This window comes from Acinetobacter sp. BIGb0196 (genome assembly GCF_011759595.1).
Lineage (GTDB): Bacteria > Pseudomonadota > Gammaproteobacteria > Pseudomonadales > Moraxellaceae > Acinetobacter > Acinetobacter guillouiae.
In genome coordinates this window covers 996,659-1,020,538 of record NZ_JAAOZA010000002.1, presented here as the reverse complement: position 1 = coordinate 1,020,538, position 23,880 = coordinate 996,659, and the positions used below count along the sequence as shown (strand labels likewise).

The following is a 23,880-nucleotide window of genomic DNA, read 5'->3' as shown; positions in this document are numbered from 1 at the left end:
TTTTTACCACCAAATACCAATCAAAACACTTACCACAATAAAACTCAATAACGTACTAATCATCAATGGTGTCAGTGCTTTTTCATTTAAACCATAGACTTGCCCAAAAATTCCAAATATAGAAGGCATAGGCAAAGCCGCAATCAAGGTACCTGCATAAATCATCTTTTGATCCAAATCTGTTAAATGAGTCAAACCTAAATAGACCAATATCGGCATACAGATATTTTTAGAAACCACCAAATAAATGGTTTGCAGATTAAGTGATTGAATCGTAATTCCAACCATCCCACCACCAATAATAAATAACGCTAAAGGTGAAGCAGTCTGACCTAACAAGGCAAATACTTGGTCTAATACATGTGGAATTTGAATTTCGAAGATCGCACAGCTCATGCCAATCATCACTGACAAGAACAATGGATTTTTAAATAAAGTCAGAAATGTTGTTTTTAAAATGGAGGCTAAATTGGCTTGTCTTTGCCGCCCTATTTCTGCCAAGGTTAACATCAGTGGCACAAGAAATACGCTTTCAATGATCACAATCAGTGAAATATAAATCATGGCTTCACTCCCCATCAGCAAAGTCAAAATTGCTGCGCCCAGTAACCCGGTATTGGACATTGATGCGCCAAGTGAAAACACAGAAGCATGGGTAAAATGATTGTTAAAAAACTTTTGCCCTAAAATAAAGGCCAAAATAAATAGACTAAAAGTGACGCCTGCATAAACAAAGAAATAAGCAGGATACCAAATCTCATGTAAATCTTTTGCAGCCAGTGCATGAAGTAATAAAGCAGGTAATGCAATTTTGATTACAAAAGCACCAATTGCAGTAATTTGCTCTTTAGAGATCAATTGGATTTTGACAGATATAAAACCCAAAAATAACAGGAAAAATACTGGAAAAATTACCGAAAAAATCATTCAAGCCGTTCCTTTTCCAGATCATACAAATAAAGATATATCCTAGAATATATCTTTATTCAGTTTAAATACGTTTAAAGAATAATGAGTGAATCAAAACTGTTATGCCATCAATATGCTGAGAACAAATCTTTGATTCCGTGCGGCTGACAACGTAAATATTGTGGTGCAATCGAGATTTTTGCACCCAATTTTGCGGCAGCATGCCAAGGCCAGCGTGGGTCATATAAAATCGCTCTTGCCAATGCAATTGCATCTGCTTCGCCTTGTTGAAGGATCTGTTCAGCTTGTTCAGCTTCGGTAATTAAGCCCACCGCAATGACAGGAATATTCACCTGTTTTTTAATCGCATTTGCAAAAGGCACTTGGTAATTTGCACCCACTTTAATATCTTGTTGAATATGTAATCCCGCAGAGGATACATGGATATAAGCAGCACCAAGTTGCGCTAAAGCTTTTGATAAGCCAATGCTTGATTCAACATTCCAACTATTTTCTGCATCCATCCAGTCAGTTGCAGAAATACGTACACCTACAGGATAGTCAGTTGGCACAACTGCTCGAATGGCTTGAAAAACTTCTAATGTAAAACGAATACGATTTTCAAAACTTCCACCATATTCATCAGTTCGGTGATTAGACAATGGCGACATAAATTGATGCAGTAAATACCCATGCGCTGCATGAATTTCAATCAGTGAAAAACCAGCATCTACTGCACGAATCGCTGCTTGCGCAAAGTCTTGAATAATTGTTTTAATTTCATCAATGGTTAATTCATGCGGAGCAATATCATTCGGACTAAAAGCAATATCACTGGCTGATACAGTTTGCCATCCGTGTGCATGATCGGGCGCAATCTGACCTTTCCCCTGCTTCACCAACCAAGGCTTTTCAGTCGAAGCTTTACGACCTGCATGCGCAAGCTGAATAGAAAAAGGTGTTGGAGCAATGCTTTTTACCTTATTGAGTAAAGCCTTGATTTGATCTCGTTGGGTATCATTCCAAAGTCCCACATCGGCATAACTGATCCGCCCTTCGGCTTGAACCGCTGTTGCTTCAATAATACATAAGCTCGCACCTGACAAAGCGTAACTTGCCCATTGCTGTTCATGCCAATAGGTCACTTCACCCTGATCTGTTGCCGAGTATTGACACATTGGTGCAATAATAATTTTATTGCTGAGGGAGAGTGAACCAAATTGAATAGATTCAAATAACTTTGGTTGAGCAGACATAAATTATTTTCCCAATGAATTAGAACTGTTTGGTGACACTGAGTCCTGCACTCCAGTTAATACCATCAGCAGGTTCAAAGAATCGCCCTAAAGGCTTAGTTGAATCATTCACAATGACTGAACCGACATAATTTTTATCGAATAAATTATCGACTCGAGCAAAACTACGCACTTTCCAATCATTGTTTTTCCAGATATAACCGACATTCATACTGGTTACTGTATAACTTGGTGCAGTATCTGTATTGAGATCGTCTACATAGATTTTATCCATATATCGAACATCTACACCTGCATTAAAGCCCTGCTCAGGCAACCAGCCGAAAGATACAAAAGCTTGGTTCTTTGCAATACCAGGAATGTAATTATCTTTAGCAATTGCTGGTGCAACAGTTTCATTTTTTTCATTTAAAATTATGGGGATATCTGAATCAAATTTGGCATCTAAATAACTATAAGACGCTTGTGCTGTTAACTCTTTCCACAACTTTTTATTCCATGACAGCTCTACCCCTTGGCGCAGTGTTTTATCAGCATTCCTATAAGTTGCACGTCCATTGAGTGTTCCCGCAGAAACGATGTCATCTTGAGTATTACTTTGGAAAACTGCGGCGGTAAAATTACCTAGGCGATTTTGTGCTTTTAAACCAAGCTCATAGTTATCACTGGTTGAAGGTTTAAGCGCAAAGTTAATTCCTGCCGTTCCTTCTGTTGGATAGGCCATTTCGGTAAAGGTTGGTGTTTCAAAACCTTTGGCATAACTGATATAAGTACTAAGATCTGGAGTAACTTCCCAAGTAAAGGCAGCCGATGGGAGTAGTTTTTTATAATCGGTTTGACCACTGTCATCGCCATTCAAACCAATGATGTAGTGATCTTTCGACTCATAATGGACATTGCTATAGCGTAACCCTGTATCTAGACGTACAGTCGGCAAAAATTGCCAAGATGCCTGAAGATAAGGATCTAAATTCCATAAGGTATTTCGTTCATCACGGCGTAAATTACCTTTTACCCCATAATGAGGTTTTTTATTATTATCTAAAATATAATTTTCATACCCTTGGCGATTTTCATTCATCGCATCATAAGCCAAGCCTGCACTGATCCGTGTATTCGGCAATAAATCTTTGCCTGTCCAACGTAAATCAGCACCATAAAAATCTCTAGAAAAATCAATTACACCACCCGCATGTCTAGGATTAGCTTGAGCAGTATTAGGAATAGACTGATATTGGGTCACTTCACGATGACCTACATAAACCATCGAATAGATTTCATTTTGGTCGTTGATGGGTTTAGTCCAATTAATACCTGTTTGTGTCTGATTAATATCTTTACGGACATTATATTCATTTATACTGTCGTTCACTTGTTTAGGATTTTGCTTCCATTGCTTACGAGTCAGACCTTGTGGATCATCAGCGGAAATATCCACATGATTGATCAGCCAATTGATCTTAGAACCATCATCCAAATCCCACGTGAGTTTGGCATTGCTCAACACTTTTCTTGCGGCACTGTGGTCCCGATAACCATCAGTATCAAAATAAGAAGAACTGATCACATAGCTCGGTTCATTGGCTTTATCTGCACCACCTTGTAAGGTGATGTCAGCACGCCCTTTATTATTACTGCCACCTGAATATCCTAACTCTACCGAATCACGCCCTGTTCCTTCTTTGGTCGTGGTGAGAATAGTCCCCCCAGAGGAGTTTCCATACAGTGATGAAAAGGGCCCACCAAGTACTTCAATATGATCTAAGCTCGTTAAATCAATATTTGAAGTTTGGCCTTGTCCATCTGGCATCGTCGCAGGAATCCCATCGACATAAAGACGAATTCCACGTACCCCAAAAGTTGAACGTGCGCCAAATCCGCGCATAGACAGTTGTAAGTCTTGGGCATAATTTTCACGATTATTGAGCTGTAAACCCGGAATACCTTTGAGTGTTTCAGTGAGGTTTATCCCAATATTATTTTGATTCTGTTGCTGATCGACTCTATATACCGATGCTGGGGTGTTTAATATGCTGGTATCAGAACGTGTTGCTTCAATTTTGATGGTTGGAAGTTGCTGAGTAGAATCTTGCTGAATGGAATCTTGAGATTCCACTTCAGCATATAAGCTCTGTGTGATACATACCGTTAAGCAAAGTAGTGTTGTATTAATTTTTAGATGTTTCACTCTTTGCATAAAGGTGTCCTCGGGTGGTATTAAAAAATAATTTTAGACCCCAAGCCAACGACAAACGCATTGTCCACCTGATTGGTTGCACCAGGATGTACCACATACTGCACTAAAGGACGAAGCATGAACCATTTGGCAGGGTAATATGAGTAATTCAACTCAACATTATACTCTGCATCTTCATTCAACTGTCTTAAATTTGTTCCTAAACGAGCACCATTCACATAATTAGTATACCGATCGTTCAAATGTACCCGATTTACAGCCAAACCAAGAATATCGTTTGGTTGAGCATCAAACAGACCATAGTATTTTAGGCCAAGTTGCTGTGAATCATTTACGGCTGTCGTCGTACGATCATGAATGGTGAAGTTACCAAAACTATGTAAACCACGTTTCCCCTCTCCAGTTGAAGTCAATTGCTGTTCAAACGCAATCCAACCGCCATATGTTCGATCTTCAGCCTTAGTTCCTGCTTTATAAGCAACATCGTACTGATTTTTAGCCTCATCAGCAGTATTGTAAAGCGTACCAATACGATAACTGCCTGGTAAATCATTCACACCCTGCTTAGGTGACCACACCACTTCAGAAAGAATATTGACACCATCGGCATGCTTTGTATCCAAATTCCAGCCTTGTCGCTCTAAAGCATTATCAGGGTTGTATTCAAACACCCCCACTTGTGCAAATAGTTCAGGATTGATGTGATATTTTAAGCGTGCGCCCCATTGTGAGACTGGTGTGTTATACCAAAGCTTGCCTTGCCATTTCCCCATCTGTGCTGCACAAAATGCATTGCCTTGGAAATCACAAGCCATGGTATTGAATTCAGTACCTAAACCCATACGACCTAAACGCAAGCTTAGTCCTTGATCCTTAAAATTCTTTTCTATATATAATTCGCTGAGACGGCTCCCTGAATTACCACGTCCCCAATTGGCTTGCGAGTTTGCCCATTGTGGTGCATCTGGTGCTTGAATACCTCTGAGTGAAGTACTTTCACCTTGACGTGCTGTAACTAAAGCACGAATAGTCACATCATTCCAACCCGCCAGTTTCCCCATATCTAAGGTTGTACCCAGTCCGAATTGTGTCGCAAATGTTGGCGCTTGGTGCGCATCATAACCACCATCAGCGAGATATGAACTGTCCATGGCAATGGTGCCATCAAATTTGATTCCCTTTTCTGCAAGTTCAGTCCGACTCCCATTCCAATCACCCGTCATGGTTGAGCCGTGTAAATTAAACGCATCTTCAGCTGATGCAAAAGACATCATGCTACATGCAGAGATTGCCAATAACGGATAAGCAATTTTTTTCATGGGAAAGCCTAATCAGGAACAAAACGAATAAAGATAAACCAGTCAACTCTCAATCACTTTAACCGTCTAAATTTAATAGAAAGTTCCAGCTTTAAAATGACTATTTTTTCCTGAAATATCGAGATAAAAAGAATTATTTCAGTAAACAATTCACTAGAAATTTACACATTTTTTTACATATAACTATCAGATATTTTTTATCAATTGGAAAACTTTATTTTATTAATAAACTTTATTTTAGATAACAATCACTTAGAAATAATAGTTCAATCTTATTCAACGATCATATCTATAATTTTAACCTAAAGTCGTAGGCTCAACACAACCGCCCTTTAACGCAATGCAATTCTTGCATACAATATTCAGTCCTCACACCAATGTGACAAGTGCATGCCTGAATTACCTGAAGTTGAAACAACAAAAACCAGTTTACTCCCCCTGATCGACCAGAAAGTTCTTCATGTTCAAGTGCGTGAGTCACGGTTACGCTGGCCTATACCCGAAGATATTCAACAACTTCAAGGTCAAAAACTCGTTCGCTTAACACGTCGTTCAAAATATATTTTGGCAGAGTTTGAAACCCATAGCATGTTATGGCATTTGGGTATGTCGGGTAGTTTTAGAATCTGTGATGAACATGAAGCGCTTAGAAAGCATGACCATCTGATCATTCAGTTTGAAGACACACAGCTGCGCTATCATGACCCTCGACGTTTTGGTTGTATCATTTGGCTGAATGAAGAAAGCCAAACAAAATTGATTGATACTTTAGGGCCTGAACCATTGAGTGATGAATTTCATGCCGAATATTTAGCAGAAAAGTTTAAAAATAAAAATGTCGGCACAAAAGTTGCAATCATGGATAATCATATTGTTGTGGGTGTAGGCAATATTTATGCAACCGAAAGCTTATTTAATTTAGGGATTCACCCTGCACAGCCTGCTTCGAGTTTGACGAAAGCGCAAATTCAAAAATTGGTCATCGAAATTAAACGAATTTTAAAGCAAGCGATTGATTTGGGTGGTTCAACCTTAAGAGACTATAGCAACGCCATGGGTGAGAATGGCTACTTTCAGCAGACCTTATTGGCTTATGGTCGTGCGGGTGAGATGTGTATTAACTGTGAAACCACTTTAGAAAATTTAAAGTTAGGACAAAGAGCCAGTGTATTTTGCCCACAATGCCAGCCATTAAAGATCGCGAAGAGCATCTCACAAAAACCACGAGGAAAAAGTAAATGAAAACTGCAATCGTTCGACATATTCTCGTCAAAGATAAGGACTTGGCTGAACAACTTAAGAAGAAGATCCATGATGGTGCTGATTTTGCCAAAGTGGCCAAACAGCATTCCACATGTAATTCAGCAAAACGTGGTGGTGAACTGGGTGAAGTAAAAAAAGGACAACTTGTTCCTGTGATTGATAAACTGGTATTTACCGCTGCTGAACGTGTACTTCATGGCCCAGTAAAAAGCCAATTCGGCTTTCACTTGGTTGAGATTAAATTTCGCATGGATTTTTAGTTTAAAGATTTACATTCTTTTGGAGACATTGAGAGAATGTTCCACTATTTATCAGCAATGTTCAAATTAGAGTCACAACAACCACCATCACTGAAGCTAAATTAAAATACTTTTGCTTTTCGATCATTCAGGCTTTCAAAGTGTGTCTATCACGTAGCGCAATGACAAGGATGTTAATATTTGCTTTAAACCTTATTGTTTATTAAGACAACAAAACAATAAAAATCTGAGCTGTTCTAGTCACTTTAAACCATCCTATATTTTCGAATCAATTTGCTCAGGTTTAAATTCATGAATAAACTTCGCATAATCATCAATATATGATCTAAATGCTTCTTCCCGAGTGGTAAAGTAAAATATTTCATTGCCATTTCTGACGATGGTTTCAGGAGATTTACCATTACAGTACCCTCCTGCTGAATAGACAGCAGACTTAAGCATTTGAAAACTTTGCTCAGCAAGCTGTTCATCCTTAAAAGCAAAAACCAGCAAAACAAAATCTGGACGATATTGTTTTTCATCACCTAACTTAACTTTACTGATTGCCTTATAAGAGCGAATGCCCTCACCTTTTACTTGAATCACTTTATTCAGAGAACAATCATTTTCAGACCAAGAACTACCACTGTCTTTTTCTATAAACTCAAAATTGGCTTTTAATAAACGTGTTTGTAGGGCCAACAGTAATGTTTCATTTTCATCCACTGAGTCGGTTTCTATAGTGGCATAGCTGGTATCTTCATTTAGCATCTCATTAAAGGTTAAACCACTGGCAGGTCGGTTTCGATCCGCTTGTGTAGATGTTTGAGTATCAGCGGATTGCTGCTCTTTTGGATGCTCTGAACATGCATACAAACTGATAAGTATTGCCATAATCCCTATGTTTTTTTTCATCAGCCCATCCCTATTTTCTTGCTTGCATAAAAAACGGTACTTGATCGTACCGTTTCATTCAACTCTTTTACAATGATTTAATACCTTTATCAGGGTTTAGATATATTAAAATACTGTAATTTGAATCAATTTAATGAAGATTAAGCTTCAGGGCGTTTCTTTAATTCATCACGAATTTCACGCAGTAATGCAATATCTTCTGGTGTAGCAGCTGGAGCTTCTTCAGCAGGTTTACGAATTTTATTGAGGAATTTAACCAACAAGAAAACCACCCACATTAAGATCAGGAAGTTCAATACAATTGTGATAAAATTACCATAGGTTAATACATTAATTCCGGCTTTGGTTAATTCATCCAATGATGAAAGGTTATTTGGGTTATCGCCAAGTACGACAAATTTTTGGGTAAAATCAACACCACCACCCGTAATCACTGTGATTAAAGGCATAATCACGTCTTTCACTAATGAGTCGATAATTTTATTGAAAGCACCACCAATGATGACACCAATTGCCAAATCCATCATATTGCCTTTAACAGCAAATTCTCTGAATTCTGAAAGAATACTCATATTTTAACTCCACGCCGATTTTGCGTATTTTTTATGTGACGAAGTATACATTATGTTTCAACATATATTTCCGCCTAATTTACTCGCTTTTTATTAAAAACCAATATCCTTTTACATTTATATAAAAAAACCGCAATTTATTAAAAAATTGCGGTTTTTTTTCTAGAAATTGAATTATTCCCAGTTTGAACGCTTAGCCACGTGAAGCACGTTTACGTTCATTTTCAGTTAAGAATTTTTTACGAATACGAACTGATTTAGGTGTTACTTCAACTAATTCGTCATCTTCAATAAATTCTAATGCTTGTTCAAGCGTGAATTTAATTGCAGGTGTTAACGTTAACGCTTCATCTGTACCAGATGCACGCATGTTAGTTAACTGTTTCGCTTTGGTTGGGTTCACAGTCATGTCGTCTGAACGAGAGTTCATACCCACGATCATACCTTCATAAACTTCTAACTGTGGTTCAGCAAATAGACGACCACGGTCTTGTAAAGTGAATAATGCAAACGCTAAGCAAGTACCGTTAACCATAGAGATCAACACACCGTTTTGACGTTTCGCAACTGCACCTTGTTTAGCTGTACCGTAATGCGAGAAGCTTGAAGTCATGATACCAGTACCAGAGGTAATGGTTAAGAATTCAGAACGGAAACCAATCAAACCACGTGATGGAACAGTTGCTTCAATACGGATACGGCCTTTACCGTCAACTTCCATATTGGTCAACTCACCTTTACGGTTACCCATTTGTTCCATAACAGAACCTTGATGTTGCTCTTCAACATCAAAAGTAACGTTTTCGTATGGTTCTTGAGTTTCGCCATCAACTTCTTTCATGATCACTTGCGGACGAGAAACACCCATCTCGAAGCCTTCACGACGCATGGTTTCAATCAATACTGAAAGGTGAAGTTCACCACGACCAGAAACTTTGAAACGGTCTGGACTGTCAGTATCTTCAACACGTAAAGCAACATTATGGATCAATTCGCGATCTAAACGCTCACGGATATTACGTGAAGTTACAAATTTACCTTCTTTACCAGCAAACGGTGAGTTGTTTACCTGGAAAGTCATCGAAACTGTAGGTTCATCTACAGACAATGCAGGTAATGCTTCAACATTTTTAGGATCACAGATTGTGTCAGAAATGTTCAAAGCATCTAAACCAGTGATACATACGATATCACCCGCTTGAGCAGAATCTACATCTACACGCTCTAAACCATGGTAACCCATAATTTTTAAGATACGGCCGTTACGTGTTTTGCCATCTTTATCGATAACAGTCACTGGTGTATTAGTTTTTACTGAACCACGTTGAATACGACCAACACCAATTACACCCACGAAACTATTATAGTCAAGTGATGAAATTTGCATTTGGAATGGACCATCAATATCAACTGCTGGTGGTTCAACGATATCTACGATTGTTTCGAACAACGGTGTCATATCTTCTGCTAATTCTTCAGGAGAAGGACCAGCAACACCACGTAAGCCAGAAGCATATACGATTGGGAAGTCTAACTGTTCATCACTACCGCCTAAGTTATCGAACAAATCAAATACTTGATCGATTACCCAGTCTGGACGAGCACTTGGCTTATCTACTTTGTTGATGATAACAATTGGCTTCAAACCACGAGCAAACGCTTTTTGTGTTACAAAGCGAGTTTGTGGCATTGGGCCTTCTTGTGAATCGACAAGAAGAAGTACGCAGTCAACCATAGACATTACACGTTCAACTTCACCACCAAAGTCAGCATGTCCTGGGGTGTCGACGATGTTGATGCGGTATTCAGTATTTGTACGCTTGTCTAACCATTTGATTGCAGTGTTTTTTGCAAGAATGGTAATACCGCGTTCAGACTCAAGCGCATTCGAATCCATAACACGCTCAATCTCACCCGCGCGGTCACCGAGTGCACCTGATTGTTGTAAAAGTTTGTCGACAAGAGTCGTTTTACCATGGTCGACGTGCGCGATGATGGCAATATTACGGAGAGTTTTAATATCAGACATGTAAATTCGATACGCTTTAAATTTGAGGGCAAATTATACAGAAAAATCTTAACTTTTAGTAGTGACAGTTTATTGACAGTTACAAGTTTTTTTCACAACAGCAGGCTTTTTATTTTGTAATAGTGTGTAAAGCGATTAGAATAGCGCCATCTTGCCACTTCCAATTGCTGTGCCATGTCCAATTCTACACCCTCTCCCAATCAGAAACAGGCTCAAATTGATCTTGTTTATGGTCTAGATGATCGCCCAAAACCACTCATCGCTTTTTTTGCGGCTTTGCAACATTTACTTGCGATTATTGTTCCAATTGTAACACCCGGTTTACTGATTTGTTTAGCTTTAGGTGTTTCTCCTCAAGATACCAACATGATTCTTTCCATGTCATTGGTGATTTCTGGGGTAGCAACATTCTTACAATGTAAAAAAATTGGACCATTTGGTGCAGGGCTACTGATTGTTCAAGGTACAAGCTTTAACTTTATTGGTCCAATGATTGGGATTGGTTCAGCCATGGTTGCTGCGGGCACACCAGTAGAAGCGGTTATGGCATCTATTTTTGGTGTGGTCATTGCAGGCTCATTTATTGAAATGGGTGTTTCACGTATTTTACCTTGGGTAAAAAAGTTGATCACGCCCTTGGTTACAGGGATTGTGGTACTGTTGATTGGTTTAACCTTAATTAAAGAAGGTTTAATCAGCATGGGTGGTGGCTACCAAGCCATGGAAAGCCATACGTTTGCCAGCGCCGACAATCTCATCATGTCATGTACAGTGTTGGCAATTATCGTCCTTCTCAATCGCTTCAAAGTGGTTTGGGTGAAAAGTTCTGCAATTCTTATTGCTTTAGTCATTGGCTATATTCTTGCGGGCTTTATGGGCTATTTAGATTTTTCTGGTTTAAAAGATGCCCCATTGATTCAAATTCCGACACCAATGCATTTTGGAATTAGCTTCTCATGGAGCTTATTTATTCCTATGGCGTTTATTTATCTTGTCACGTCTTTAGAAGCAATTGGCGATGTCACCGCAACCTCTAAAATTTCAAATCAGCCTGTAGATGGCCCAGTGTGGATGGAACGAATTAAAGGTGGTGTACTGGTCAATGGTGCCAACTCATTTCTTGCAGGGATTTTTAATACATTCCCAAGTTCTGTCTTTGCACAAAATAACGGTGTAATTCAGTTGACGGGTGTTGCAAGTCGTTTTGTTGGGATTTGGATTGCAATCCTACTCATCATTCTGGGGTTATTCCCTGCTGTTGCTGGTATCATTCAGGCGGTACCGCAAGCGGTACTGGGTGGTGCGGTTATGGTAATGTTTGGTGCAGTTGCTGCTTCAGGCATTAACATTTTATCGGGAATTCAACTAGACCGTCGTGCGTTACTGATTATTGCTATCTCTTTAGGTCTCGGCCTAGGGGTTGCACAAGTTCCTCAAATTTTGGAACATTTGCCAGAATTACCGCGTAATATTTTTAGTTCTGGTGTCGCAACTGGCGGGCTAGCTGCATTAATTTTGAATTTAGTTTTACCCGAAACTAAAAAATAATAAATCTATTCTTTATAATGCCCAGCTTAGACTGGGCATTGCTCTAATTTTTATTGATGGATGGTGAATATGGAGCCAAAAAGCGAAGTTGTCATTCGACAGCATGACTACCTTTCTGGACGCGTGCTATTTGTAAATGCAGCAACGGATGATCTACTTTCAAATTTAGCTCATAACATCGAAGCAAGCATTTGGACTTGGAATTACAATGAGTTTCAATATTTTCAGAATCAGCAGGCAACGGTACATTTTGGTACTGACCTGCCAGAAGCTGAATTTGATCAAGCTGTTGTTTTTGTTCCAAAATCAAAAGAGCTACTCAACTATATCTTGCACAATTTAGTCAGTCGTTTAACCGTTGGTGCTTCGATTTTCTTGGTTGGAGAGAAAAAAGGTGGTGTAGAACGTGCTGCAAAACAACTCCAGCCTTATGGTCGAGCCATCAAGCTTGATAGCGCACGTCATTGTCAAATGTGGCAACTCACCACAGATAAAACCGTGATAGCAAAGCCATTAGCAGAATGGGCGCAAGTCTATAATGTTCCAACACCTGCTGGAGAACTTAGCATTTGTGCACTCCCTGGTGTATTTAGCCAAAATCGTCTAGATATTGGAACTGCAGTGCTTTTACCTTATCTCAAACAAGTGACGTCTGGTAAGATTGCGGACTTTGGTTGTGGTGCAGGTGTCATCAGTGCTTATCTCAGTAAACTTAATCCGAAAAATCGTATTTTTGCTTTAGATGTCGATGCTTTTGCTTTAGCATCAACGCAAATGACGTTTGAAAAAAATAATTTACCTTTAGAACAACTTGAAATAAAAGCAGTCACAGGGATTGAAGATGCGCCATTGTTCTTACACGCCATTGTGAGTAACCCTCCATTTCACCAAGGTATTCAAACAGATTACAATGCCAGTGAAACGTTATGTAAAACTGCGAGACGACATTTAAAATCAGGTGGTGAATTATGGATTGTGGCAAACCGCTTCCTAAATTACCCATTACTCATTGAGCAGAGTTTTAGTCAATGTACGACTAAAGCAGATCAACAAGGCTTTAAAGTGCTGTTCGCCAACACTCAAAAAAGTAGTAAGGAATAACGATGAGCGAAACAGATCATCCTCAACTCCAGCGTAAGCTTGGAGCACGACATTTAAACATGATCGCCATTGGCGGTTCTATTGGTACAGGGTTATTCCTTGCTTCGGGTCAAACGATTGCCACCGCTGGACCTGGTGGCGCATTACTTGCTTATGTCCTGATTGGTATCATGATTTATTTCTTGATGACCAGTTTAGGTGAACTTGCAACCCACAATCCAACATCAGGCGCATTCTTTACCTATGGTAATAAGTATGTAGAAGAAGGTTTTGGTTTCGCACTCGGTTGGAACTACTGGTATAACTGGGCCATTACCGTTGCATTTGAATTGGTTGCCGTTCAATTCATCATGAAGTTTTGGTTTCCAGACATCCCCGGCTTTTGGTGGAGTGCGCTATTCCTTGCGATTATCTTCTGTATCAATGCCTTAACTGTAAAAGGCTTTGGTGAAAGTGAATTTTTATTTTCACTGGTTAAAGTGATTGCCATCATCTTCTTTATTGTCATTGGCTTATTCATGATTGGTAAAATCATGTTAGATCCAACAGATTCAATTACCAAGAATTGGACCGTTGGTGAAGCGCCATTTGTTGGTGGCTTTCAAGCCTTAGTCGGTGTTGCCATGATCGCTGGATTCTCGTTCCAAGGGACAGAGATGGTCGGTGTTGCAGCAGGTGAATCTAAAGATCCGAAAAAAACCATTCCAATCGCTATTAAACAAATCTTTTGGCGTATTCTTTTATTTTATATCTTGTGTATCTTTATCATTGGTACATTGGTTGCGTATACAGATCCAAACCTTGCACTTGCTGCTGAAGGTGATGGAAACATTACCCTGTCACCATTTACCCTGTTATATGAAAAAGCAGGTTTAGCATTTGCAGCAGGCTTAATGAATGCGGTGATTTTGACTGCAATTATGTCTGCAGGTAACTCAGGTATGTATTCATCAACACGTATGTTGTTTGATATGGCACGTGAAGGTAAAGCGCCACGAGTTTTCTCTAAACTCGATCTTCGCGGTGTACCTATGAATGCACTGTATGCAACAACGGCAATTGCGGCACTGTGTTTCTTAACCACCTTTATTGGTGAAAGTGTCGTGTTTACGTGGCTGTTAAACATGTCAGGTATGTGCGGTTTTATTGTCTGGTTAGGTATCGCAATCTCACATTATCGCTTCCGTAAAGGTTATTTGGCTCAAGGCTATAAACTTGAAGATCTCGCTTATCGTGCAAAATTCTTCCCTTTTGGTCCATGGTTTGCATTTATTCTTTGTGCCATCATTATACTTGGCCAAAATGCAGAAGCTGTGCTTGATGGAAAATGGATGAGTGTGTTGTCTACCTATATCAGCATTCCACTGTTCCTTGTTATCTGGCTTGGCTATAAGTGGAAACACAAATCTAAATTGATCGCTTATGATCAGATGGATGTACAACCCATTCAAGTCGAAAAAGAGTAAATCACTTGATGTAAATAAAGCAGCTTTTTAGCTGCTTTATTGTTTTTTATAACAGCAATTCAACCTGAATTAAAAATTAATTTGCTATGTTTCATTGACAAAGTTTTTTTTCTTTATAGAATAACGCCCATTGGATCATTTCCAATCAGAATTTTCACCTTTGATTTTAAATCAAAAAGTAGAGGAGTACGACATGCATCAACTTGAGAAAACTTTAAATTAAGATTAAGCAGTCGTCTACTCACGGGCACTGAATTAATCAAAGTGTCCGAATGTCAGTCAAACCTAGCATTCGCTAGGTTTTTTATTATCATTAAAATTGGAATCGATCATTACTTTGACAATAGTGTTGTAACCGCCTTCGGACAATAAAAAAATTTGCTTCGAGAAAAAAAATGAGCATACAAATGATTTTAAACGCCAAAGCAGAATATGGCGTTCCTGTAAAAATTTATACAAAAGATGTGGATGAAAAAAGCCTAACCCAACTGCGAAAAATGGCACAATTGCAATTTATTCACTCACATATCGCAGTCATGCCAGATGTACATTTGGGTAAAGGCGCAACTGTGGGAAGTGTTATTCCCACCAAGAATGCCATCATTCCTGCTGCGGTTGGCGTGGATATTGGTTGTGGTATGAATGCATTAAGACTTAGTCTAAAAGCATCTCAGCTGCCCGATAATTTAAGTACTTTACGCAATGCCATTGAAAGAAAAGTACCTGTCGGCTTTGAAATGCACAAACAAATCAAAGCTAAGGCTTCAACACTTTCACCCTTAGATAAAAAGCTCCAGCGTATTACAGACAAACACCCTGCTTTAAAACGTATGTTACGCAGTTTTGATGTTACATGGCAAAAGCAACTCGGGACTTTAGGTGGTGGTAATCACTTTATTGAACTGTGTATTGATGAAAATGATGATATCTGGGTCATGCTGCATTCAGGTAGTCGTGGCTTAGGTAATGTGATTGGCACTTACTTTATCGAACGTGCCAAGAAAGAAGCGCAACATCGTTTTGGTCACGTGCCTGATAAAGACTTAAGCTACTTTGCAGAAGGTTCGACAAATTTTGATGATTATGTAGAAGCTGTAGAATGGGCACAAGAATATGCTTTTGAAAACCGACGTGAAATGATGCGTTTAATTTTAGAAGCGATTCGCCCTTTATTACCAAGTTTTCAAATGACCAAAGAAGCGATTAACTGTCATCATAATTATGTACAGAAAGAACTTCACTTTGGTGAAAACGTCTTTGTTACACGTAAAGGTGCAATTCGTGCAGGGCTCGATGAATATGGGATTATCCCGGGTTCAATGGGCGCGCAATCTTTTATCGTTAAAGGCAAAGGTAATCCAGATTCGTTTTGTTCATGCTCACATGGCGCAGGACGTAAAATGAGTCGCTCTAAAGCCAAACACTTGTTTAATCAGCAAGATTTGATTGCACAAACAGTAGGCGTTGAGTGCCGTAAAGATAAAGGTGTGGTTGATGAGATTCCAAGTGCCTACAAGGATATTCATCAAGTTATGGTCAATCAAAATGATTTGATTGATGTGGTTCATACACTAAAACAAGTATTGTGTATTAAAGGCTAAAGCTAAAATAACCCTCAATTTTGATCATGAATCTCAGTAAATTTCGATTTACTGAGATTCATATTTTTAATTAAATTAACAATAACGTACAGCTGGAATATCGGGATAAATCACAATTGCTTGCTGACAAATTCCTTCAGCTAACCGTTGTTGCTCAAAGACAGCTTTCGGCATGGCATCAAAATTATCATAGAAACAAATTTCCTGATCATTTATCGAATAAACCAACGAATGATTTCCAACGCCTTCTAAAGTGTCATAAAAAACAATGATATTACACCCTTGTTCAATATAGGCTTGAATTTCTTGATAGCTTAGCGCTGGACTAATCTGCAACCCTAACTTCTTCGCGTCTTGATAACGGACGATTTCTTTTCCATGAATATTTAAGTCTTCATCTGTATAAAAAGACAGATCAAAACCTATTTTTTTTAACCCAATCGCTAGGCCAATCGTAAAAGTGCCATCCTCTGCATCGTGATGACAAAGTTTAACCAGCTGTTGAATATCTAACTGAATTGAGTAATTTTGCAATAACATCCAAACAGCAAAAATACCGCAATTTGATTCGAGGTCTAATAAAGCTTTAGGCAGTTGCACACTCATTCAATTTTCAAACTTGTAGAAATCACAATCAACAATTATAACGCTGTATGATCAAATTGAGAGGCTTTATCGAAATTACTTAATTTTTAAAGTCACCGTTACTCGTCTATTTTTCACTCTACCTTCAGCTGTTTTATTATCAGCAATTGGCTTGGTTGGTCCTAAACCGAGCGTAATCAATTGCTCTGGATTGACCTGATATTCGTTTAAGAGAAAATCTTTGACAATATTCGCGCGTGTTAAAGAAACTTTATTATTTGCAGCCAAAGAACCAGTACTGTCTGTATGACCTTCAATGTAAAGAACAAAATTTTTATTGTCTTTCAATAATTGTGAGGCAACAGATAAAGCAGGTTTATACTCAGCTTCAATGTCTGTCGATTTCGGTTGAAAATATATGGACAGCCCATTTTTCACTGACTTCACTTCATTTGGATATTGTTTTTGGATTGAAACACGATTTGAATTTATTGGTGTCGACGTACAGGCATTTAATGCCATGAGTACCAGTCCTAAAATAATATATTTCATCGTTAACCTGTAATTATTAATTTCTGATTCAATTTTATTTAGATATTCTATAATTATAAGGACTTTAAATAAAAAAGCGACTCAATTGAGTCGCTTTTTTATTCACTAAATAAAGGATTATTTAGTTACAGTACGGCTACCAGTGATTGTCGCGAATACACGACGGTTCATAGCACGACCTTCTTTAGTTTTGTTGTCAGCAATCGGTTGATCCCAAGCGAAACCTTGAGTAGACAAACGAGATGCATCAATGTTGTACTCGCTTACAAGTGCTGATTTAACAGAGTTAGCACGAGCTAAAGATAAACGTTCGTTTAACTTACGTGGACCAGTGTTATCTGTATGACCTTCAATACGAGCAGTCGCATTCGGGAATGTAGTTAACGCATCAGCAACTTTAGCAACTTCTGGCTTGTATTGATCTTTGATGTTTGATTTGTTTGTATCAAAGAACACACGAAGTTCCATGTTCAAATCTTCAGTAAGAACTTGTGGAGCTGGTTCAACTGGAGTTGGAGCAACTGGAACCACTGGAGCAACTTCTACTACAGGAGCAGCAGGCTTCAAGTGACCACCAAGAACTACGTTAAGACCTGCAAGAGCAGTATAGTTCCAGAATTTTTCGTCAAAGTTATAAGTACCACGAGCTTCAGTACGAAGAGATAAAGCATCGTTTAAGCGCCAGAAAGCACCAACACCAGCATTACCTAAAGTACCTTCTTCGTTGTTATGGTAAGACATGTCATCAAGTTTGTACTTGTAATGACCAGCACCTAACAATACATACGGTTTGATTTTGCTGTCATAGTTTTTAGTGATCAAATCAGAAGTAGCATAAAAGTTACCGTTGATTTGAGTTTGCTTGTATTCAGAACCAGCTACGCCAGTACCGTCAAGATCACCTTTAACTTGGTTATATTCAGCTTCAAAACCTAACCATGGAGTAAGTTCTACACCAAGTGCAGCACCAACGAATAAATCGTCTTGTAATTCAGGACCGTTAGTTAACTCGCCTTTATCACCACCATTGTTGTGTTGAGAGTCTTGGAAAGTGTAACCAAGTAGTAAAGGTGTAACAGTTACACCAGCATTAGCAGCAGCGAATGGAGCGGCAACAAGCATAGCAAGTGCGATACGACTCAATTTCATGGATATCCTCCAGAGATAACAATTGTTGTTCAAGCTTAGCCTAAAATTTATTGGCTATCCTGAGATAAATTTTAATACCCCAGTATTATTTTTAAGCTACTCACGTTGAATCATACAAACACTTGAGGCTTTTTCCAAGTGCTTGATAACTTTAATCAAGTAAATTATTGACAAAATTACTTACAATTTCCGTTGTAATTCGGTAACTTTTTACTCAATTTTTTTGCGTGGATCGCTTATCTTTTTGCTACGTGCATTTTAGCAGTAAAAGAAACTGATAGTAATAAATATTTTACTACGTTAACATTTCAATTAAATTTAATAGAAAAATCATTATTTTTCAAATAAAAAACAAGACTTAACAGAAGACCTTAAGATGTATTTTTATTGTAAAGAGCAAGGCCTAACCTTGTTCGAGCTTATCACCACTATTTGTATCCTTACAATTATCAGCCTAATCTGTTTGCCTCACTATCATAATTGGATGCAAAAACAAGAGATTAGAATCATATCTGCTGGTATTCAACAGCATGTTTCTTATGCAAGAAGTCAAGCTTTAGTCCGACATACTACTGTGGTCATTTGTTCATCCGAAGATTTAATTCGATGTGAAAAAGACAAATGGAACAAAGGATTACTTATTTTTACAGATAAAAATAAAAACAAACAAGTCGATGCTGAAGATCACATACTCCTCAAAACTGAAAATAAAATTAAATATGGCAAGCTAACGTGGGTCGGAAGTGCCAGCAGTAGAGATGTATTGACTTTACAAGGTGATACAGGTTTGCCCAGAGGTTCACCTGGAAGCTTCTATTATTGTAGCCAATATGATGCAGAAAATAATAAGCGCTACAAAATCGGACGAATGGGTGCAATAAATTTAGGACCGCCACCTGAATGTTAAAAACTGTTCTCTACGGTCAGCATATATTCAATCGCTAGACTTTATTCTTATACTATTTTTTATATACTGCTTAGGTTTTGGATATATTCACAGAATAATCATTTGGAGATTAAAACAATGACTGACATCGTAATTGTGAATGGTGCGCGTACAGCTATGGGTGGTTTTCAAGGAAGCCTGACCAGTTTGACTGCGCCAGAACTAGGTGCTGCGACGATTAAAGAAGCCATTGCCCGTGCTGGCTTACAACCAAATGATGTACAAGAAGTCATTATGGGATGTGTTTTACCTGCGGGTTTAAAACAAGGCCCGGCCCGCCAAGCGATGCGCAAAGCTGGCTTACCTGATTCAACCGGTGCTGTAACTATTAACAAATTGTGTGGTTCAGGCATGAAAGCAGTTATGCAGGCTGCGGATGCAATCAAAGCAGGTTCAGCAGATGTGATTGTTGCTGGCGGTATGGAATCGATGACCAACGCACCTTATCTTTTGCCAAAAGCACGTAGCGGATATCGCATGGGCCATGGCGAAGTAAAAGATCATATGTTCTTTGATGGCCTAGAAGATGCTGAAACAGGTCGTTTAATGGGTTCTTTTGCCCAAGATATGGCAAATAGCAAAGGCTATACACGCCAACAGATGGATGATTTTGCGATTCGTTCTTTACAACGTGCACAAAAAGCCATTACTGAAGGTTGGTTTAAAGATGAAATCGTTTCTGTCACAGTTTCAAGCCGTAAAGGCGATGTTGTTATAGATCAAGATGAACAACCATTTAATGCCAATATCGACAAAATTCCTAGCTTGCGCCCTGCGTTTGCCAAAGATGGAACAATCACGGCAGCCAATGCCAGTTCAATTTCAGATGGTGCATCTGCGCTGGTTTTAACCTCTGCGGATCATGCTGCAGCAAAAGGGCTTCAACCTTTAGCAAAAATTGTTGCCTATGCTTCAAACTCACAACATCCCTCTGAATTTACCATTGCCCCAGTAGGTGCCATCCAAAAGGTACTGAATAAAACCGGTTGGGATGTTCAAGATGTTGACTTATGGGAAATCAATGAAGCATTTGCTATGGTTACCATGTGCCCTATCGATGAATTTAAATTGGACGCTGAAAAAGTCAATATTCATGGTGGTGCATGTGCCCTCGGCCATCCTGTTGGTTCTACAGGTTCACGCATCATCCTGACCTTGATTCATGCGTTAAAACGTACTGGTGGTAAAAAAGGTATTGCTGCCCTTTGTATTGGTGGTGGTGAGGCGACTGCTGTAGCGATTGAAATTCTTTAAGCACCTCAATCCTTGAATTAAAAAGAGGCGTCTATTACATGGTAGACGCCTCTTTTATTTTGCTTTCACCTGAACAACTTAAATATCGCTCAATTCATAATTAAGGATTTAAATTGTTCTGCTCTGGAATCGGGGCAATATAGGCAATAATCAGCATCACAAAACCCGCACCCAAGAAAGAAATCACGCGCGTTAACGTTCCAATATGAGATAAATCAAACAGTACCAATTTTAAGGTGACAATCACCAAAATGCTCCCCCCTAAAATCCATAAAGGACGTAATAATTTACGGCTAGCAAAGCTCATCGCAATAAAGGCTAAGCTTACCCAAAGCAAGGTTAGACTCAGTTGAGCAGTGGCATCTTGCCAAAGACTCAGTTGGTTATAAGGTGTAGCAAAATACACATGTAAGGCTCTTAGAACGATATAGCTACTCAGCCATAACAAACTTAAAACACATAGTACTGCAAGTATTCCATGGTCGACTCCCGGCTTCAAAGCTTGTTTAAATTGAAGGTTCAGCATCCAGAAAAAACCAATTAACATGGCGATACTAACCAAATCAAAGGGATTTAAGATTGGTAATAAATATCCTTGAAATGCTTGCTGTGAAAATAGCTGAGAACAAATCATCCAAATCAACATCAGTAACAAACTGCTGCGCGTTTGCCAAAACATTGTCCATTCTGAGTTTTTCTGAAAGAAGCACCATCCACAAAACACTAAAGGTAAAATGACCATGCTGATATAAGGCATCGTTGCAATTAAGCTAAGACTGCTTAGACTTAAACTGATTAAAACACCTAAACTGAGCCATTCACTTTCAAACTGTAGCCCTTTTGCAGGTCTTAACCAGACTGTCGCTAGCACTAAACCTGAAACTGCGATACCCCATCGTTCAATATCACTGGTCCATAGCAACATGCCATTTTTACTAATATCCAGCAATAAAATGAGTGTAAATACATAGACGGGAATTACCCCAATCCATTTTGGAATCAACCATGTTGATCTGGCCTTTAGCCATAACATCAATTCATTCATCAACAGATAAGCAATAACTACAATCAATACACTGTATATATATCGATTCTCTCCCTCTAAGAGATCAAGCAATAATGCAAGAATCATCGTGGTTGCAGAAATCATCAGTAGGCTTAAAAACAACGTCGTTACTGAACTGATCTGTTTGCGAAAATCATCACGGCTATTTGCCAATAACACCACGGCGATATAGCTTAAACATAAGTACCAATACATCGTGGTTGGAAAATCAGGCAATTCAAACAAGTAATAAAGGCTTGAACAGCCTGCAACAATCAACAAGGCAATCGCCATATAACGACTGATCACCGATTGTCGATATAAAGCAAAGCCAAAAATACAGAGGCCTTCAACAGCCCAACCCACCACACTCCACTGACCATGCAGAAGAATCGGTGGAATTAAAGCAAGAAAGATCAATGCCAAACTAAAATAACTTTGAGAAATCAGTTGAATAGATTGATTACGTTTTGAAAGCTGATAAATCCCAGCAAACACCACAGCAAAACCAAGGCTAAAACCAGCAAGAATCAGTTCTTGGTGAAAATACATTAAATATAAAAATAAATAGCCAATTATCGGTGCACCAAAAATCAACGCAACATCTAAACTGGGTTTCAGTTTAAATTGCTCAAGATCCTGTTTGGCGATCAATTGACTAAATCGAAAACCAAGCCAAATGAATACTGCAAGATGTGCAAGAATAAGTATCGTGAGTGATTGTTTTTCTTGACTATAGCCATGATAGAACGCATAACCACCACCAATGATTACAGTCACTAAAAAACCGATCTGATTTAAATATTTCCAAGGTCTTAATGTACTCAGTACAGCAATCGCAATGTTAATCACTAAATAATAAGCCATCAGTTCTGCTACCGTTGCATTTCGCACAGGCAACGTAAATGGTGCAATATAAGCGATAAGCACTGCCATCAATGCCAATTCCACGCTTTGCTGCTTTAAGCTTAAACTCAATGTCAGCGCCATAATTACAGCAAAACACAAACTTGCCAGATAAAGACTCGGAATCACCTGATTGTAATAGGCAAAGAATAAGGTTAAAAATAATCCCGCAAGCCCCAAGCCCTCTATTGCTAAAGCAAAACTACGATTTTTATTTTGTAGTACTACACCCAACGCAGTGATTGCACCATTGGACAAAGCAACAATTGAAAGTTTGACTGCTAAACTTAATTGCCAATGCTCTGTCGCAAAACGCAGCAGCAACACAATACCAATCACCAAAACCAAGATCGCAACTTTCAAAACAGGGTTGCCTTGAAAAATCCATTGGCGAATTTGCCCCATTAAGTTTAGCGACGAATCTTGTGGCGTGCCGATGCTTTGTTGTATAGATGATGGATGGTTTAAATCTGGAGATCGCTGTTCTGACAAATTCAAGTGTTGAATTTGCAATTGAACTTGGCTCAAATAGCGCTCTAAACGGCGTAACCAGCGTAAAAAAAAGAAAATCCAAGCAGTTAACCCTAAACCCACCATCCAGCTCAAATGCAGTGTTAAACCCACAACGGCGATAATCGAGGAGATATATAATGGCACTTTCGAGGTGCTTTGCAGTGGAACCCGTGTCTGTTGCGCGATCTGTTGCAATGGATCTTGAATCGCATCCACATACTGCATCACACTCATGACAAATGCCAAACCACAGATATAGGTCAATATCCGTGCATCTAAAAACCATGCACTGACTGCGATAATGATCAGCATCATTAACCAAATGATGCGAATTTCACTCTGCCCTTTGAGCATATTTCATCTTTCTCGATCCTGAGTAACTCGATGATACAACAGCCTTGCCTGATGATTATGTGAATTCATCAGATATTCAGTAACACAAGGATGACTGTTGCATCTTCGCAAGCGCAAAAAATCACGTACAATAAAGCGGTTATTTGAATTAGGAAAATATC

General features: G+C 38.9%; 19 protein-coding genes. 8 read left to right on the top strand and 11 right to left on the bottom strand.

The genetic code is table 11. The annotated features are described in order from the left end of the window. Window positions 1–3: 3 nt before the first annotated feature. The 4 genes from FHR28_RS17520 to FHR28_RS17505 all read right to left on the bottom strand — a co-directional run bounded on the left by FHR28_RS17520 (window position 4) and on the right by FHR28_RS17505 (window position 5,681). Window positions 4–927: an AEC family transporter gene (locus tag FHR28_RS17520; RefSeq protein ID WP_166783175.1), complete on the bottom strand. Its 924-nt coding sequence runs from the start codon at window positions 925–927 to the stop codon at window positions 4–6. Between the two features lie 110 nt (window positions 928–1,037). After that, window positions 1,038–2,165 (bottom strand): NADH:flavin oxidoreductase/NADH oxidase, encoded by a 1,128-nt coding sequence (locus FHR28_RS17515; RefSeq protein WP_166783174.1) that lies wholly within the window; start codon window positions 2,163–2,165, stop codon window positions 1,038–1,040. 19 nt (window positions 2,166–2,184) lie between these two features. Further along, the gene (locus FHR28_RS17510) at window positions 2,185–4,362 is read right to left on the bottom strand and encodes a TonB-dependent receptor (protein WP_166783173.1); all 2,178 of its coding nucleotides are present in this window, start codon (window positions 4,360–4,362) and stop codon (window positions 2,185–2,187) included. 20 nt (window positions 4,363–4,382) lie between these two features. After that, window positions 4,383–5,681, bottom strand: coding sequence for a carbohydrate porin (locus FHR28_RS17505; protein ID WP_166783172.1), 1,299 nt, complete (start codon window positions 5,679–5,681; stop codon window positions 4,383–4,385). A 390-nt stretch (window positions 5,682–6,071) separates the two neighbouring features. On the opposite strand from FHR28_RS17505, the gene mutM reads away from it, so the two are divergent. After that, window positions 6,072–6,923, top strand: coding sequence for a bifunctional DNA-formamidopyrimidine glycosylase/DNA-(apurinic or apyrimidinic site) lyase (gene mutM / locus FHR28_RS17500; RefSeq protein WP_166783171.1), 852 nt, complete (start codon window positions 6,072–6,074; stop codon window positions 6,921–6,923). Further along, on the top strand, window positions 6,920–7,204 hold the full coding sequence (locus FHR28_RS17495) for a peptidylprolyl isomerase (protein WP_004819160.1): 285 nt from the start codon (window positions 6,920–6,922) through the stop codon (window positions 7,202–7,204). The genes mutM and FHR28_RS17495 overlap by 4 nt, the downstream gene beginning before the upstream one ends. A gap of 255 nt (window positions 7,205–7,459) precedes the next feature. On the opposite strand, the gene FHR28_RS17490 is transcribed toward FHR28_RS17495, so the two are convergent. The 3 genes from FHR28_RS17490 to typA all read right to left on the bottom strand — a co-directional run bounded on the left by FHR28_RS17490 (window position 7,460) and on the right by typA (window position 10,699). Continuing rightward, window positions 7,460–8,098 carry a hypothetical protein gene (locus FHR28_RS17490; protein WP_166783170.1) on the bottom strand — a complete coding sequence of 213 codons (639 nt, stop codon included), beginning with the start codon at window positions 8,096–8,098 and terminating at the stop codon, window positions 7,460–7,462. Between the two features lie 140 nt (window positions 8,099–8,238). Beyond that, the gene (mscL, locus tag FHR28_RS17485) at window positions 8,239–8,670 is read right to left on the bottom strand and encodes a large conductance mechanosensitive channel protein MscL (protein ID WP_056514824.1); all 432 of its coding nucleotides are present in this window, start codon (window positions 8,668–8,670) and stop codon (window positions 8,239–8,241) included. A gap of 193 nt (window positions 8,671–8,863) precedes the next feature. Further along, window positions 8,864–10,699, bottom strand: coding sequence for a translational GTPase TypA (gene typA, locus FHR28_RS17480; protein ID WP_004723004.1), 1,836 nt, complete (start codon window positions 10,697–10,699; stop codon window positions 8,864–8,866). Between the two features lie 174 nt (window positions 10,700–10,873). Between typA and FHR28_RS17475 the strand changes: the two genes are divergently transcribed. The 4 genes from FHR28_RS17475 to FHR28_RS17460 all read left to right on the top strand — a co-directional run bounded on the left by FHR28_RS17475 (window position 10,874) and on the right by FHR28_RS17460 (window position 16,415). Next, a complete protein-coding gene (locus FHR28_RS17475; RefSeq protein WP_004723006.1) occupies window positions 10,874–12,247 on the top strand; it encodes a uracil-xanthine permease family protein in 1,374 nt (457 codons plus the stop codon). 69 nt (window positions 12,248–12,316) lie between these two features. Continuing rightward, a complete protein-coding gene (locus FHR28_RS17470) occupies window positions 12,317–13,348 on the top strand; it encodes a class I SAM-dependent methyltransferase (RefSeq protein ID WP_166783169.1) in 1,032 nt (343 codons plus the stop codon). A gap of 2 nt (window positions 13,349–13,350) precedes the next feature. Further along, window positions 13,351–14,814 (top strand): amino acid permease, encoded by a 1,464-nt coding sequence (locus FHR28_RS17465; protein ID WP_004723010.1) that lies wholly within the window; start codon window positions 13,351–13,353, stop codon window positions 14,812–14,814. Between the two features lie 395 nt (window positions 14,815–15,209). Beyond that, window positions 15,210–16,415 (top strand): RtcB family protein, encoded by a 1,206-nt coding sequence (locus FHR28_RS17460; protein ID WP_166783168.1) that lies wholly within the window; start codon window positions 15,210–15,212, stop codon window positions 16,413–16,415. Between the two features lie 75 nt (window positions 16,416–16,490). On the opposite strand, the gene FHR28_RS17455 is transcribed toward FHR28_RS17460, so the two are convergent. From FHR28_RS17455 to omp38, 3 genes are all read right to left on the bottom strand, one after another. Next, window positions 16,491–17,021 carry a cysteine peptidase family C39 domain-containing protein gene (locus tag FHR28_RS17455; RefSeq protein WP_166783167.1) on the bottom strand — a complete coding sequence of 177 codons (531 nt, stop codon included), beginning with the start codon at window positions 17,019–17,021 and terminating at the stop codon, window positions 16,491–16,493. Window positions 17,022–17,096: 75 nt separating this feature from the next. Further along, on the bottom strand, window positions 17,097–17,552 hold the full coding sequence (locus FHR28_RS17450; protein ID WP_166783166.1) for an OmpA family protein: 456 nt from the start codon (window positions 17,550–17,552) through the stop codon (window positions 17,097–17,099). Between the two features lie 117 nt (window positions 17,553–17,669). Continuing rightward, a complete protein-coding gene (gene omp38 / locus FHR28_RS17445; protein WP_056514838.1) occupies window positions 17,670–18,701 on the bottom strand; it encodes an outer membrane protein Omp38 in 1,032 nt (343 codons plus the stop codon). A gap of 484 nt (window positions 18,702–19,185) precedes the next feature. Between omp38 and FHR28_RS17440 the strand changes: the two genes are divergently transcribed. Beyond that, entirely contained in the window at window positions 19,186–19,608 is a 423-nt protein-coding gene (locus tag FHR28_RS17440) for a GspH/FimT family protein (RefSeq protein WP_228722098.1), read from the top strand. 117 nt (window positions 19,609–19,725) lie between these two features. Beyond that, window positions 19,726–20,901, top strand: coding sequence for a thiolase family protein (locus FHR28_RS17435; protein WP_004723023.1), 1,176 nt, complete (start codon window positions 19,726–19,728; stop codon window positions 20,899–20,901). A 100-nt stretch (window positions 20,902–21,001) separates the two neighbouring features. Here the strand turns inward: FHR28_RS17435 and FHR28_RS17430 are convergent, their stop codons facing one another. Next, entirely contained in the window at window positions 21,002–23,719 is a 2,718-nt protein-coding gene (locus FHR28_RS17430) for a DUF2339 domain-containing protein (RefSeq protein WP_166783164.1), read from the bottom strand. Window positions 23,720–23,880: the final 161 nt, after the last annotated feature.